At 62.0% G+C, this 12,765-nt stretch carries 11 protein-coding genes; 5 read left to right on the forward strand and 6 right to left on the reverse strand.

From position 1 onward, the window contains the following. Nucleotides 1-94: 94 nt before the first annotated feature. Nucleotides 95-973, forward strand: coding sequence for a DMT family transporter (locus BLR63_RS26995; RefSeq protein ID WP_010562528.1), 879 nt, complete (start codon nt 95-97; stop codon nt 971-973). 1 nt (nt 974) lies between these two features. Here the strand turns inward: BLR63_RS26995 and BLR63_RS27000 are convergent, their stop codons facing one another. Next, the gene (locus tag BLR63_RS27000) at nt 975-2,309 is read right to left on the reverse strand and encodes an MFS transporter (protein ID WP_010562529.1); all 1,335 of its coding nucleotides are present in this window, start codon (nt 2,307-2,309) and stop codon (nt 975-977) included. 232 nt (nt 2,310-2,541) lie between these two features. On the opposite strand from BLR63_RS27000, the gene quiC reads away from it, so the two are divergent. Beyond that, nucleotides 2,542-4,443, forward strand: a complete 1,902-nt coding sequence (quiC, locus tag BLR63_RS27005) for a 3-dehydroshikimate dehydratase QuiC (protein WP_010562530.1) — start codon at nt 2,542-2,544, stop codon at nt 4,441-4,443. Between the two features lie 77 nt (nt 4,444-4,520). After that, the gene (locus tag BLR63_RS27010) at nt 4,521-5,186 is read left to right on the forward strand and encodes a TetR/AcrR family transcriptional regulator (protein ID WP_010562531.1); all 666 of its coding nucleotides are present in this window, start codon (nt 4,521-4,523) and stop codon (nt 5,184-5,186) included. A gap of 91 nt (nt 5,187-5,277) precedes the next feature. Here BLR63_RS27010 and BLR63_RS27015 read toward each other — a convergent pair whose 3' ends face one another. The 4 genes from BLR63_RS27015 to BLR63_RS27030 all read right to left on the reverse strand — a co-directional run bounded on the left by BLR63_RS27015 (nt 5,278) and on the right by BLR63_RS27030 (nt 9,089). Beyond that, complete coding sequence (locus tag BLR63_RS27015) at nt 5,278-6,129, reverse strand: shikimate dehydrogenase (protein WP_010562532.1); 852 nt, start codon at nt 6,127-6,129, stop codon at nt 5,278-5,280. Further along, the gene (aroQ, locus tag BLR63_RS27020) at nt 6,126-6,575 is read right to left on the reverse strand and encodes a type II 3-dehydroquinate dehydratase (protein ID WP_010562533.1); all 450 of its coding nucleotides are present in this window, start codon (nt 6,573-6,575) and stop codon (nt 6,126-6,128) included. Before aroQ ends, BLR63_RS27015 begins: the two co-directional genes overlap by 4 nt. Nucleotides 6,576-6,717: 142 nt before the next feature. Next, the gene (gene trmA, locus BLR63_RS27025) at nt 6,718-7,797 is read right to left on the reverse strand and encodes a tRNA (uridine(54)-C5)-methyltransferase TrmA (RefSeq protein ID WP_010562534.1); all 1,080 of its coding nucleotides are present in this window, start codon (nt 7,795-7,797) and stop codon (nt 6,718-6,720) included. Continuing rightward, entirely contained in the window at nt 7,794-9,089 is a 1,296-nt protein-coding gene (locus BLR63_RS27030) for an NCS2 family permease (RefSeq protein WP_010562535.1), read from the reverse strand. Before BLR63_RS27030 ends, trmA begins: the two co-directional genes overlap by 4 nt. Before the next feature lie 209 nt (nt 9,090-9,298). Between BLR63_RS27030 and BLR63_RS27035 the strand changes: the two genes are divergently transcribed. Further along, nucleotides 9,299-9,745 carry a DUF4879 domain-containing protein gene (locus BLR63_RS27035; RefSeq protein WP_042946351.1) on the forward strand — a complete coding sequence of 149 codons (447 nt, stop codon included), beginning with the start codon at nt 9,299-9,301 and terminating at the stop codon, nt 9,743-9,745. 17 nt (nt 9,746-9,762) lie between these two features. Here the strand turns inward: BLR63_RS27035 and BLR63_RS27040 are convergent, their stop codons facing one another. Next, nucleotides 9,763-11,013, reverse strand: a complete 1,251-nt coding sequence (locus BLR63_RS27040; RefSeq protein ID WP_010562537.1) for an MFS transporter — start codon at nt 11,011-11,013, stop codon at nt 9,763-9,765. A 318-nt stretch (nt 11,014-11,331) separates the two neighbouring features. On the opposite strand from BLR63_RS27040, the gene BLR63_RS27045 reads away from it, so the two are divergent. Further along, nucleotides 11,332-12,765, forward strand: a complete 1,434-nt coding sequence (locus BLR63_RS27045) for a cytochrome ubiquinol oxidase subunit I (RefSeq protein WP_010562538.1) — start codon at nt 11,332-11,334, stop codon at nt 12,763-12,765.

Here is a 12,765-nt window from a genome sequence, read left to right on the forward strand (position 1 = left end):
GTGTTTGGTTATGCTCTCGGGGCAGATGCATGCCCGGCTGCTAGATTACCGGGTTGAGTGCCAGCGCGTTCAGCTCGCCACGCAAGAGAATTCAATGACTGTCAGCACCCCCCTCTCCGGCATCAACCACCCCTTCAAAGGCATTCTGCTGATTGTGGTGGCGACCTTCCTGTTCTCCAGCCACGACGCCTTGTCCAAATACCTGGCCGGGTTCTACCCGATCGTGATGGTGGTGTGGGCGCGCTACGTGGTGCACACCTTGCTGATGGCCGGGATCTTCCTGCCGCAATCGGGCTTGCGTGTGCTGCGCAGCAAGCGGCCGGGGATGCAGGTGGTGCGGGCCTTGTGCCTGTTGGGCACCAGCCTGTTTTTTACCGCGGCGTTGCATTACATCCCGTTGGCGGAGGCCACGGCGGTGAACTTCCTCGCGCCGATCCTGGTGACGGCGCTGTCGGTACCGCTGCTCGGCGAGCATGTGACACGCGGCCAGTGGCTGGCGGTGGTCTGCGGCTTTGTCGGGGTGCTGGTGATCATCCACCCGGGCGGCGAACTGTTTACCCCCGCTGTGCTGCTGCCGCTGTGTTCGGCACTGTTCTTCTGCTTCTACCAACTGCTCACGCGCATCCTCAGCCAGTACGACACTCCGACCACCAGCAACTTCTTCGCTGGCCTGTGCAACACCTTGGTGATGAGCGCACTGGTGCCGTTCTTTTGGCAAGTCCCCACACTGTGGCACGGCGTGCTGATGCTGGCGCTGGGCACCTGTGGGATGACCGCGCACTTGATGTTGACCCAGGCATTCCGCTTTGCGGCGCCGGCCTTGCTGGCGCCGTTCGGCTATTGCCAGATCGTGTTTGCGGGGTTGTTGGGTTGGCTGGTGTTTGCCCATACCCCCGACTTGACCACGGTGGTCGGCATCGGGGTGATCTGCATGAGCGGGTTGGCCGCTGCCTGGCAGCAGCGGCGTCGGTAGATCAGACGTCTACGGTAGGAATCTTGCGCGGGGCCATGAAGTACAGCCAGGTCAGCGCAATGAAGTACATCGCCGGAATCAGGGTGAACAACACGGTGTAGTTGTTGTTCGTCACCGTCAGGATATGGCCGACGATCTGGGTCATGAACATGCCGCCGATGGCCGCGCACATGCCGCCGAAGCCGAACACCGTACTCATCATGTGCTTGGGCGTGTAGTCCATCACCAGGCTCCAGATGTTGGCGGTCCAGGCCTGGTGCGCACCGATGGCCAGGGAGATGGCAAACACTGCGACCCACAGCTGGCTGGAACCGGCCGCCATGATCACGCCGATAATGCAGCAGGCGAACATCAGCATCGACAGGAGCCGCGCCTTGATCGGATTCATCCCGCGGCCGATCAGGAACGACGACAGAATCCCCCCACCCACACTGCCGAAGTCGGCTGTCAGGTAGATGATGATCAGCGGGATACCCATCTGGGTCACGTTGATGCCCAGGTTGTATTGCTGGTTCAGAAACGGCGGCAGCCAGTACAGGTAGAACCAGAACACCGGCGCAGTCATCGAGTAGGCCAGGGCAAAAGCCCAGGTGCCGCGCATGCGCAGGATACGGCTGAAGGGCACGCGGGGTTGTTCCGGTTCGACTTCCTTTTGCACGTAATCCAATTCGGATTGCTTAACGGTCGGATGCTCTTCCGGGTTGTAGTACTTCAGGCCCCAGCAGATCAGCCAGATACCGCCGAGCGCCGACATGCACAGGAACGCCGCCTGCCAGCCCCACGCGTGCAGGATCAACGGCAGCAGCATTGGCGTCATCATTGCGCCGACGTTGGTGCCGGCGTTGAAGATACCAGTGGCCACCGCGCGCTCACCGGCGGGGAACCACAGGCGGGTGGTCTTGACGCAGGCCGGGTAGTTGGCGGCTTCGGTCAGCCCGAGGATGAAGCGGCAGACCATAAAGCCGACCGCCGAGGTGGCCAGGCCGTGGGCGCCGGTCGCCAGGCTCCACAGCAGCACCGCGCAGAAGAACACGCGTTTGACGCCGACACGGTCGATCAGGCGGCCTTGCAGTACAAAGCCGCTCGCGTAACCGACCTGGAACCAGAAGTTGATGTTGGCGTAGTCCATCGCCGTCCAGCTCATTTCTTTGGCGAGGATCGGTTGCATCACGCCCAGGGCGGCGCGGTCGATGTAGTTGAGGGTGGTGGCGAAGAACACCAGGGCCAACATGCCCCAGCGTGTCTTGCCCACGGCCAGTGCGCCGCGGATCTTGTCGCCGATGCCGGCGTGCGGGGTGGCCGCACGAGCGGCCAGAACGGAGTTTTGCGTAGGCATGAGGGAGTACCCGGTTTTTGAAATTTTTATGGTGTGTGCTGGGTCTTTTCTGGGGTGTAGCTACGGGACCGATGGTGCGCAGTGGCTAAAAAATCGTCAATTCGCAACATGGCATTGTGTTCGATAATCGCCCTGAAAACTAACCGGTTCGTACATTTCAATTGCTGTGTACAGTTTAGCGGCCAATAATTTGCGGTAAATAAGACCAGCCAAAAATGCCGGGAGTCGCCCCATGCAACGCTCTATTGCCACCGTTTCCTTGAGCGGAACCCTGCCGGAAAAACTTGAAGCCATCGCGGCTGCTGGGTTCGATGGTGTCGAAATCTTTGAAAACGATCTGCTGTATTACGATGGAAGCCCCCGGGAAATCAGGCAAATGTGTGCCGACCTGGGCATTGCCATCACCCTGTTCCAGCCGTTTCGTGACTTCGAAGGCTGCCGCCGCGACCGCCTGGCGCGCAACCTGGAGCGGGCCGAGCGCAAATTCGACCTGATGCACGAGTTGGGCACCGACCTGGTGCTGGTGTGCAGCAATGCCTCGGCCGATTGCGTCGGCGATGAGCGTATTTTGCTCGATGACTTGAGCCTGTTGGCCGAACACGCCGGGCGCCGAGGTATGCGTATCGGTTACGAGGCGTTGGCCTGGGGCAAGCACGTCAACACCTGGCAGCAGGTGTGGAACCTGGTGCGCCAGGTCGATCACCCCAGCCTTGGGGTGTTGCTCGACAGTTTCCACACGCTGTCGCTCAAGGGTGACCCGAGTGCCATCGCCCAGATCCCCGGCGACAAGATTTTCTTCGTGCAAATGGCCGACGCACCGATCCTGGCCATGGATGTGCTGGAGTGGAGCCGGCATTTCCGCTGCTTCCCAGGGCAGGGCGAATTCGACCTGGCGGGGTTCCTCGCGCCGATCATCCAGAGCGGCTACACCGGGCCGCTGTCCCTGGAGATTTTCAACGACGGCTTCCGCGCCGCGCCGACCCGGGCGAATGCGGCGGATGGATTGCGCTCGCTGCTGTATCTGGAGGAGAAAACCCGCCAGCGCCTGGCTGAAGTGGCGCCCGCCGTGCCGGTGGACATCCTCTTTGAAACCCCGCCCGCCAGCGAGTATGACGGCATCGAGTTCCTCGAATTCGCGGTGGATGAAAACCTCGCTGCCAAGCTGAGCCATTGGCTGGAGCGCCTGGGGTTCGTCAAGGCCGGCCAGCACCGCTCCAAGAGCGTGAGCCTGTTGCGCCAGGGTGATATCAACCTGATCCTCAACTGCGAACCCTATTCCTTTGCCCATAACTTTTTCGAAGCCCATGGGCCGTCGCTGTGCGCCACGGCGATTCGGGTCAAGGACAGCGCCAAGGCCCTGGAACGGGCGGTGGCCTACAAAGGTCAGCCCTATCGCGGTCTGGTCGGGCCGAACGAGCTGGAACTGGCAGCGGTGCGCGCGCCGGACGGCAGTCTGATTTACCTGGTGGACCAGAACGAAGGTGGAATCTACGCCACCGATTTCAACCTGCAACCGACACCCGCCGCGAGCGGTGGCCTGCTGCGTATCGATCACATGGCCATGGCCTTGCCGGCCGACAGCCTCGACAGTTGGGTGCTGTTCTACAAGAGCCTGCTGGATTTCGAGGCCGATGATGAAGTGGTCCTGCCCGACCCCTACGGCCTGGTGAAAAGCCGCGCACTGCGCAGCCGCTGCAGCTCGATTCGCCTGCCGCTGAATATCTCCGAGAACCGCAACACCGCGATTTCCCACGCGTTATCGAGCTATCGCGGTTCGGGCGTGCACCACATTGCCTTCGACTGCGCGGACATTTTCGCTGAGGTGCGCCGGGCCAAGGACGCGGGCGTGCCGCTGCTGGATATCCCGCTCAACTACTACGACGACCTGGCGGCGCGTTTTGATTTCGACGACGAGTTCCTCAGCGAGTTGGCGTACTACAACGTGTTGTACGACCGCGACGCCCAGGGCGGTGAGTTGTTTCATGTGTACACCGAGCCGTTCGAAGGGCGGTTTTTCTTCGAAATCATCCAGCGCAAGAACGGTTACGCCGGCTACGGCGCGGCCAACGTCGCGGTGCGTCTGGCGGCGATGGCCAAATCGCGCAGCGGTGCTGTACGCCAGGCCCGTTTATGACGGCAGGTCAGGTGCTTCCTTCGGGAAGCGCCGCGGCCCATAATCGCCGTCTGCATAACAATGGCCGTGAGCGCACCATGACCTCGAGTCCCGAACTCCCCGCGGTATCCGACGCACCGCGCAAGAGTCGTAAGAACAATCCAGAAAAGACCCGCGAAAACATTCTTCAGGAAGCCATCGTCGAATTTGTTCAGCAGGGCCTGTCCGGCGCTCGCGTGGATGCGATCGCCGAGCGCATCCACACCTCCAAGCGCATGATCTATTACTACTTCGGCAGCAAAGAGCAGTTGTACGTCGAAGTGCTGGAGAAACTCTACGGCGACATTCGCAACACCGAATCGCGCATGAATCTCACCGCCCTGGAACCGCGCGAAGCGATCCGCCGGCTGGTGGAATTCACCTTCGATCACCATGACCAGAACGTGGATTTCGTGCGCATCGTCAGCATCGAAAATATCCACAATGCCGAGTACGTGAAGCGTTCCGATGCGATCAAGGCGATGAACAACAACATCCTCGAAGCGTTGGGCGCTACCTTGCGCCGTGGCGCCGAGATGGGGTTGTTCCGCGAGGGGCTGGTGCCGTTGGATGTGCACCTGCTGATCAACTCATTCTGCTTTTACCGGGTGTCCAACCGTCATACGTTCGGTGAGATCTTTCAGATCGAACTGTCGGATGAGGCGGTTAAACAGCGGCATCGCGAGATGATCTGCGAGTCGGTACTGCGTTACCTGCAGGCCTGAAAAAAACGTTGATGCCTGTGGTGAGCGGGGCAAGCCCGCTCGCCACAATTCGCAGTTCACAGCACAGCCACAAGCAACGAGCGCGGTTCACTCAGTGAGTGTTCATGCTCTGAAAGTGCGCCAGCATGCGTTGCGCATCCGGGACTTCACCGCTGAACAACTCAAACGCCTTCACTGCCTGAAACACGGCCATGTTGCCGCCATCCAGCGTGCGGCACCCCAAGGCGCGGGCGGTGCGCAGCAGTTCGGTTTCCAATGGGAAATACACGACCTCGGCGACCCACAGCTGCGCGCGTAACAGGGCAGCCGGTACCGGCATGCCGGGCAGTTTGGCCATGCCCATCGGGGTGGTGTTGACCAGGCCATCGGCCTCGGCCATGGCGTTCTCAAGATCATGGCCTACCTGGGCGCGACCGCTGCCGAAACGCTGGGCGAGGTTATCCGCCAAGTCGCTGGCGCGGGTGGCGTCCACGTCAAAAATACTCAACTGTTCCACACCCTCGGCCAGCAGTGCATGCGCCACTGCCGCGCCCGCGCCGCCGGCGCCCATCTGCACCACGCGCTGGCGCGGCACGTCATTGAGGTTACGTCGAAAGCCTTCGGCGAAGCCCAGGCAATCGGTGTTGTGGCCGATGCGCTTGCCGTCCTTGAACACCACGGTATTTACCGCGCCAATGCCCCGGGCTTCGTCAGACAGTTCATCCAACAGCGGCAGGATCGCCTGCTTGCACGGGTAGGTAATGTTCAGCCCGGTGAAGTTCATGTACTCGGCTGCGCGCAGCAGGTCGGGCAGGGCGTTGATGTCCAGGTGCAGGGGCTCAAGGTCGATCAGGCGATACAGGTAGCGCAGCCCGTTGGCATCGCCTTCCTGCTCATGCAGGGCCGGGGTGCGGGAGGCCTGGATGCCGGTGCCGATCAGCCCGGCGAGAATGCGTGGTTTCATTGGGAAGTCCCTTTCAACAGCTGGCTGAAATGTTCCAGGGCCAAGTGGTAGCCATGGCTGCCGAATCCCGCCAGCACCGCCTTGGCGATGGGCGATACGAACGAGTGATGCCGGAACGCTTCGCGGGCGTGCACGTTGGATAAATGCACCTCGATCACCGGCACTTCACTGGCCACCAGCGCATCGCGAATCGCCACGGATGTGTGCGTCCAGGCCGCCGGGTTGATCACGATTCCGGCGCAACGGCCGCGCGCGCCGTGGATCCAGTCCAGCAGCTCGCCTTCGTGGTTGGTCTGGCGAAATTCGATCTTCAGTCCCAGTTGTTCAGCGCTGCGACCGCACAGGGCAGCGACGTCGGCCAGGGTTTCGTGGCCGTAGGTGGCGGGCTCGCGGGTGCCGAGCAGGTTGAGGTTGGGGCCGTTGAGCACCATCACGATGGACGGCATAAGGGGCATCTCCACAGTTATTGTTCGTTGTGGAGATAAAATGTACCGGATGGTTAATTTGGTCAATTGATGACGGCGGATGTGTTCGATTATCGAACCGTAAATCGGGGGAGGGGGCTACGCTCCTCCCCACATCGAGGACTCAACGCCGGGTCAACAACACCCCGGATTCCATGTGATGCGTCCACGGGAACTGGTCGAACATCGCGCATTGGGTGATCTGGTGCGTGTCATGCAGTTGGGCAATGTTTGCCGCCAGCGTCTCCGGGTTGCAGGAGATGTACAGGATGTTGTCGAAACGCCGGGTCAGTTCGCAGGTGTCCGGGTCCATGCCGGCGCGCGGGGGGTCGACGAACACGCTGCCGAACTCGTAGCTCTTCAGGTCGATGCCGTGCAGGCGGCGGAACGGGCGTACTTCGTTGAGCGCTTCGGTGAGTTCTTCGGCGGACAGGCGCACCAGGGTGACGTTATCCACCGCGTTTTCATCGAGGTTGCTCAGGGCTGCGTTGACCGAGGTCTTGCTGATCTCGGTGGCCAGCACTTTACGCACGCGCGTCGCCAGCGGCAGGGTGAAGTTGCCGTTGCCGCAGTACAGCTCCAGCAAGTCGTCCGGGCGATCGCCCAACGCTTCGTAGGCCCAGTTGAGCATCTTCTGGTTCACCGTGCCGTTGGGCTGGGTGAAGGCGCCTTCGGGTTGGCGGTAGCTGAAGGTGCGCCCGCCGACGTCGAGTTTTTCCACCACGTAATCGTGGCCGATCACGTCGCGCTTGCCCTTGGAGCGGCCGATGATGCTCACGTTCAAGTCGGCCGCCAACTGGTTGGCGGCGGTGTGCCAGTGTTCGTCCAGCGGGCGGTGATAGCACAGGGTGATCATCGCGTCGCCGGCCAGGGTGGTGAGGAACTCCACCTGGAACAGCTTGTGGCTCAGGGCGGCGCTGGCTTGCCAGGCGGCCTTGAGCTGGGGCATCAACTGGTTGATGCGGGCGCTGGCGATCGGGAAGTCTTCGATCAGGATCGGCGTGCGCTTGTCGTCCTGGGAGAACATCGCGTAGTGGCGTTCGCCGCCTTCGCGCCACAGGCGGAACTCCGCGCGCAGGCGGAAGTTCTGCAGTGGCGATTCGAAGACCTGCGGCTCGGGGGCGTCGAACGGTGCCAGCAGGTCACGCAGGCGCGTGACCTTGTCTTGCAGTTGAGCGGTGTAGCGTGCGGCGTCAAAAGTCATGCGTTGAACCAGCCCAGCTTGATCACGAACAGAATCGACAGAATCACCAGCGCCGGGTTCAGCTCACGGTAGCGGCCCGAAAGCAGCTTGATGGCGGTCCAGGCGATGAAACCGAAGGCGATGCCGTTGGCGATGGAGTAAGTGAAGGGCATCGCCAGGGCGGTGATCACCACCGGCGCTGCAACAGTAATGTCGTCCCAGTCGATTTCGGCCAGGCCGGACGTCATCAGCACGGCGACGAACAGCAGCGCCGGCGCGGTGGCAAAGGCAGGCACGCTGGAGGCCAGCGGCGAGAAGAACAGCGCCAGCAGGAACAGGATCGCCACCACCACGGCGGTCAAACCGGTACGGCCACCGGCACTCACGCCGGCGGCGGATTCGATGTAGCTGGTGGTGGTCGAGGTGCCCAGCAGGGAGCCGGCCATGGCGGCGGTGCTGTCGGCAATCAGGGCGCGGCCCATTTTCGGCATATGGCCGTTCTTGTCCATCAGGCCGGCGCGCTTGGCCACGCCGATCAGGGTGCCGGAGTTATCGAACAGGTCGACGAACAGGAAGGCGAAGATCACGCTGACCAGGCCGATGTCCAGCGCGCCTTTGATATCCAGTTGCAGGAAGGTCGGGGCCAGGGACGGCGGCATGGACGTCACGCCGCCGAACGGGGTGAAGCCCATCGCGATGGAAACGATGGTCACCGCCAGAATGCCGATCAGCACCGCACCGCGCACTGCCAGGGCTTCCAGCGCAACGATCAGCGCGAAACCGAGAGTGGCGAGGATCGGCGCCGGTTGTTTCAAGTCGCCCAGGCCCACCATGGTGGCCGGGTTGCTCACCACGATACCGGCGTTGTGCAGGGCGATCAGCGCGAGGAACAGGCCGATACCGGCCGCGATTGCCGAGCGCAGGGGCAGGGGGATGCTGTTGATGATCCATTCACGGATACGGAAGATCGACAGGATGAAGAACAACACCGCCGAGATGAACACCGCGCCCAGCGCGACTTGCCAGGTATGGCCCATGTGCAGGACCACGGTGTAGGTAAAGAAGGCATTGAGGCCCATGCCCGGCGCCAGCGCGATCGGGTAGTTGGCGATCAGGCCCATCACGGTCGAGCCGATTGCGGCGGCCAGGCAGGTGGCGACGAACACCGCGCCTTTGTCCATGCCGGTCTCGCCGAGGATGCTCGGGTTCACGAACAGGATGTAGGCCATGGCCAGGAATGTCGTGATGCCCGCGAGGATCTCGGTGCGCACGTTGGTGTTGTGTGCTTTGAGTTGAAACAGCTTTTCCAGCATGCCTGCTCCCTGTGACGCTATGTTGCGTCGTGATTTGTTGACCTCTAAGTCAAAGCACAAATTGCGCCAAGCGCCTTTGGTTTCAGAGAGGATCGGAAAAAGCGGCGCATCATACCAGCAGCCGAGGCCGTGTGGCGCACGGGCTGCGTATTCTCGGTCATGGCCTTGAGGCATACTGCGCCGATGTTTATTTCAGGGTCATCGACAGCATGAAAAAAGCCACCGCGTGGAGTCTAGCTCTGATCCCTTGTGTCGGCCTGTGGCTCGGCGCAGCACCGGTGTGGGGCGCGACTGCACCGCCCTTGAGCGAGGTGCGCGTGTTCAAGGTCGAATCGGCGCGCTGCAGCGAGACCATCCCGGAGGGCGCACAAAGCACGCAGATGTGCACGCACCGTGGGCCCACCCGGGTGTCGGTGATGGAAGTCGGCCTGGGCAACAGTCCCATGGGCCGCTTCAACGGCGCCGAACTCGATGGCCAGCGCACCCCGGTGTGCCAGGTCGGTCACGTCAGCGAGGCCTGCCAGGGCGCGGGCACGCTGATGGGCTACATCTATGTGTTCGACCTGAATGTCGAAGCCCAGGGCTGGTTCGAATACAGCAACTCGTCGATCAACCCGCCGCGAAATACCCTGAAGACCCTGCTCAATATCCGCTGACCCCCCTCCCACCTAGCTCATGCGCTGGTTTTCAAGACGGGTTCTTCTACCGACGCATGCATGCGGTCGCGGTGGGCCAGGGTCGGGAAGAGTTTGATCCAGGCCCCGGTCACCACCAAGGTCCCGATCCCGCCCATGACCACGGCGGGCACGGTGCCGAACCAGTGGGCGGTGATGCCGGACTCGAACTCGCCCAATTGATTGGACGCACCGATAAACAATCCATTGACCGCACTGACCCGCCCGCGCATTTCATCCGGGGTTTCCAGCTGCACGAAGGACGCGCGGATCACCATGCTGATCATGTCCGCCGCGCCCAGCACCACCAGCACCGCCAGGGAGAACCAGAACGAGGTGGACAGGCCGAACGCGATGGTCGCCACGCCGAACACACCCACGGCGGTGAACATTACGCGGCCCACGTGGCGGTCCACCGAAAACCGCGCCAGCCACAGCGACATCAACAACGCGCCCACCGCGGGGGCCGAACGCAACAGGCCCAGGCCCCAGGCGCCGGTCAGCAGGATGTCCTTGGCGAACACCGGCAGCAATGCGGTGGCGCCGCCCAGCAGCACGGCGAACAGATCCAGGGAAATCGCCCCGAGGATATCCGGGCGGCTGCGGATAAAGCGGATGCCGGCCAGCAGCGAATCCAGGGTGGCCTTGCCTTTGTTCAGTGGGGTCTGGCGCGCGGGCAGGTTGAGGGTCAGCAGGCAGGCGATGAGGTACAGCACCACGGTGGGGCCGTAGACCCACACGCTGCCAAACGCATAGAGCAAGCCGCCGAGCGCCGGGGCGACGATGGTCGCCAACTGCTGCGCCGACTGCGACGAGGCCACCGCCCGCGGGAACAGCGCGCTGGGCACGATGCTCGGGAGCAGGGCCTGGGTGGTGGGCATTTCAAAGGCGCGGGCGGCGCCGAACAGGAAGGCGAGGATGAAGATCATCTCGCGGGTCACGCTGCCGGTCAGGCCGCCGATGGCCAGGGACAAGGCAATCAAGGCCTGCACGGTCTGGCAGATAGCGGCGACCTTGCGCCGTTCATAGCGGTCGGCCACATGCCCGGTGTGCAGCATGAACAAGACGCGCGGCACGAACTGCACCAGGCCGACGAGACCCAGGTCCAGCACATTGCCGGTCAGTTGATAGAGGTTCCAGCCAATGGCCACGGAGAGCATCTGGTAGCCGCTGGCGGTAAAGATGCGCGCCAACCAGAACGCGATGAAAGGGCGGTGATGACGCAACAACAACGTGGGTTCACTGGGCATCGGGAATTCGGATCAAGGCCGGACGGAACGGCGAGATTAGCATCAGGCTGTAACAAATAGTTGCGCGAACGGCAGTGAGGCAAGCTGTCACGCGGCAAAAGACCACACAGTTCGTTCCTGAAAATGGGACTACTCTTTGACCAATGCTTGATCCAGGTCAAAACCCTTGCGGGGATTGTTCTGGTGGCCCTCGGGCTTGATTCCCTGCGTGGCTGGTTAAAAAAAGAAACGAATTGAAATTCGCCAGACTCCATATCCGTGGGGGCAGTGGGTGCAGGCTTTCGCCCGCAACCGGTATTACCTGACAGAGGAAGACTTATGTTCGGTTTGGAGGCGCTAGATCTCGCCCGAATTCAATTCGCGTTCACCATCTCGTTCCACATCCTGTTTCCGGCGATCACCATCGGCCTGGCCAGTTACCTGGCGGTGCTGGAAGGCTTGTGGCTCAAGACCCATAACGACACCTACCGCGACCTCTACCATTTCTGGTCGAAGATCTTTGCCGTCAACTTCGGCATGGGCGTGGTGTCCGGCCTGGTCATGGCCTATCAGTTCGGCACCAACTGGAGCCGCTTCTCGGACTTCGCCGGCGCCGTCACCGGGCCCTTGCTGACATACGAAGTGCTCACGGCCTTCTTTCTCGAAGCCGGTTTCCTCGGGGTGATGCTGTTCGGCTGGAACAAGGTGGGGCGCAAGCTGCACTTCTTCTCCACGGTGATGGTGGCCGTCGGTACGCTGATCTCCACGTTCTGGATCCTGTCCTCCAACAGTTGGATGCAAACGCCCCAGGGCTTTGAAATCATCGATGGCCGCGTGATTCCCACCAATTGGCTGGCCGTGATTTTCAACCCGTCCTTCCCCTACCGCCTGGCCCACATGGCCACGGCTGCGTTCGTGGCCACGGCCTTCTTCGTCGGTTCCTCGGCGGCCTGGCACTTGCTGCGTGGCAAGGACAACCCGGCGATCCGCAAGATGCTCTCGATGGCGATGTGGATGGCGTTGATCGTCGCGCCTATCCAGGCGGTGATCGGTGACTTCCACGGCCTCAATACCCTGGAACACCAACCGGCGAAAATCGCCGCGATCGAAGGCCACTGGGAAAACATCGGCAACGAACCGACGCCGCTGATCCTGTTCGGCTGGCCGGACATGAAAGCCGAAAAAACCAAGTACGCCGTGGAGATTCCCTACCTGGGCAGCCTGATCCTGACCCACTCCCTGGACAAGCAGGTGCCGGCGCTCAAGGAGTTCCCGCCCGAGGACCGTCCCAACTCGACCATTGTGTTCTGGTCGTTCCGGGTCATGGTCGGCCTGGGCTTTTTGATGATCTTCACCGGCTTGCTCAGCCTGTGGCTGCGCCGTGGCGACAAGATGTACAGCGCCCGGCCGTTCCTGTACCTGGCGTTGTGGATGGGCCCGTCCGGCCTGATCGCGATTCTCGCCGGCTGGTTCACCACCGAAATCGGGCGCCAGCCGTGGGTGGTCTACGGGTTGATGCGCACGGCGGACGCGTCCTCCGGGCATAGCCTGGTGCAGATGACCATCACCCTGGTGTTGTTCGTGGTGGTGTACTTCGCGCTGTTCGGTGCGGGCCTGGGCTACATGATGCGCCTGGTGCGCAAAGGCCCGGTGATCAACGAAGGCAGCGAATCGACCCACGGTGGTCCTGGCCAGAAACGCACACCGGCCCGTCCGTTGTCCGCCGCCGATGACGGCAGCGATGACGACCACATTCAGCACAAGGGGCATTGA

The organism is Pseudomonas extremaustralis (assembly GCF_900102035.1).
Lineage (GTDB): Bacteria > Pseudomonadota > Gammaproteobacteria > Pseudomonadales > Pseudomonadaceae > Aquipseudomonas > Aquipseudomonas extremaustralis.

What these genes read in the sequence shown, in the direction of transcription:
- BLR63_RS26995 (WP_010562528.1), top strand. Translation starts at nt 95, where the DNA reads ATGACTGTCAGCACCCCCCTCTCCGGCATCAACCACCCCTTCAAAGGC.
- BLR63_RS27000 (WP_010562529.1), bottom strand. Translation starts at nt 2,309, where the DNA reads ATGCCTACGCAAAACTCCGTTCTGGCCGCTCGTGCGGCCACCCCGCAC.
- quiC (WP_010562530.1), top strand. Translation starts at nt 2,542, where the DNA reads ATGCAACGCTCTATTGCCACCGTTTCCTTGAGCGGAACCCTGCCGGAA.
- BLR63_RS27010 (WP_010562531.1), top strand. Translation starts at nt 4,521, where the DNA reads ATGACCTCGAGTCCCGAACTCCCCGCGGTATCCGACGCACCGCGCAAG.
- BLR63_RS27015 (WP_010562532.1), bottom strand. Translation starts at nt 6,129, where the DNA reads ATGAAACCACGCATTCTCGCCGGGCTGATCGGCACCGGCATCCAGGCC.
- aroQ (WP_010562533.1), bottom strand. Translation starts at nt 6,575, where the DNA reads ATGCCGTCCATCGTGATGGTGCTCAACGGCCCCAACCTCAACCTGCTC.
- trmA (WP_010562534.1), bottom strand. Translation starts at nt 7,797, where the DNA reads ATGACTTTTGACGCCGCACGCTACACCGCTCAACTGCAAGACAAGGTC.
- BLR63_RS27030 (WP_010562535.1), bottom strand. Translation starts at nt 9,089, where the DNA reads ATGCTGGAAAAGCTGTTTCAACTCAAAGCACACAACACCAACGTGCGC.
- BLR63_RS27035 (WP_042946351.1), top strand. Translation starts at nt 9,299, where the DNA reads ATGAAAAAAGCCACCGCGTGGAGTCTAGCTCTGATCCCTTGTGTCGGC.
- BLR63_RS27040 (WP_010562537.1), bottom strand. Translation starts at nt 11,013, where the DNA reads ATGCCCAGTGAACCCACGTTGTTGTTGCGTCATCACCGCCCTTTCATC.
- BLR63_RS27045 (WP_010562538.1), top strand. Translation starts at nt 11,332, where the DNA reads ATGTTCGGTTTGGAGGCGCTAGATCTCGCCCGAATTCAATTCGCGTTC.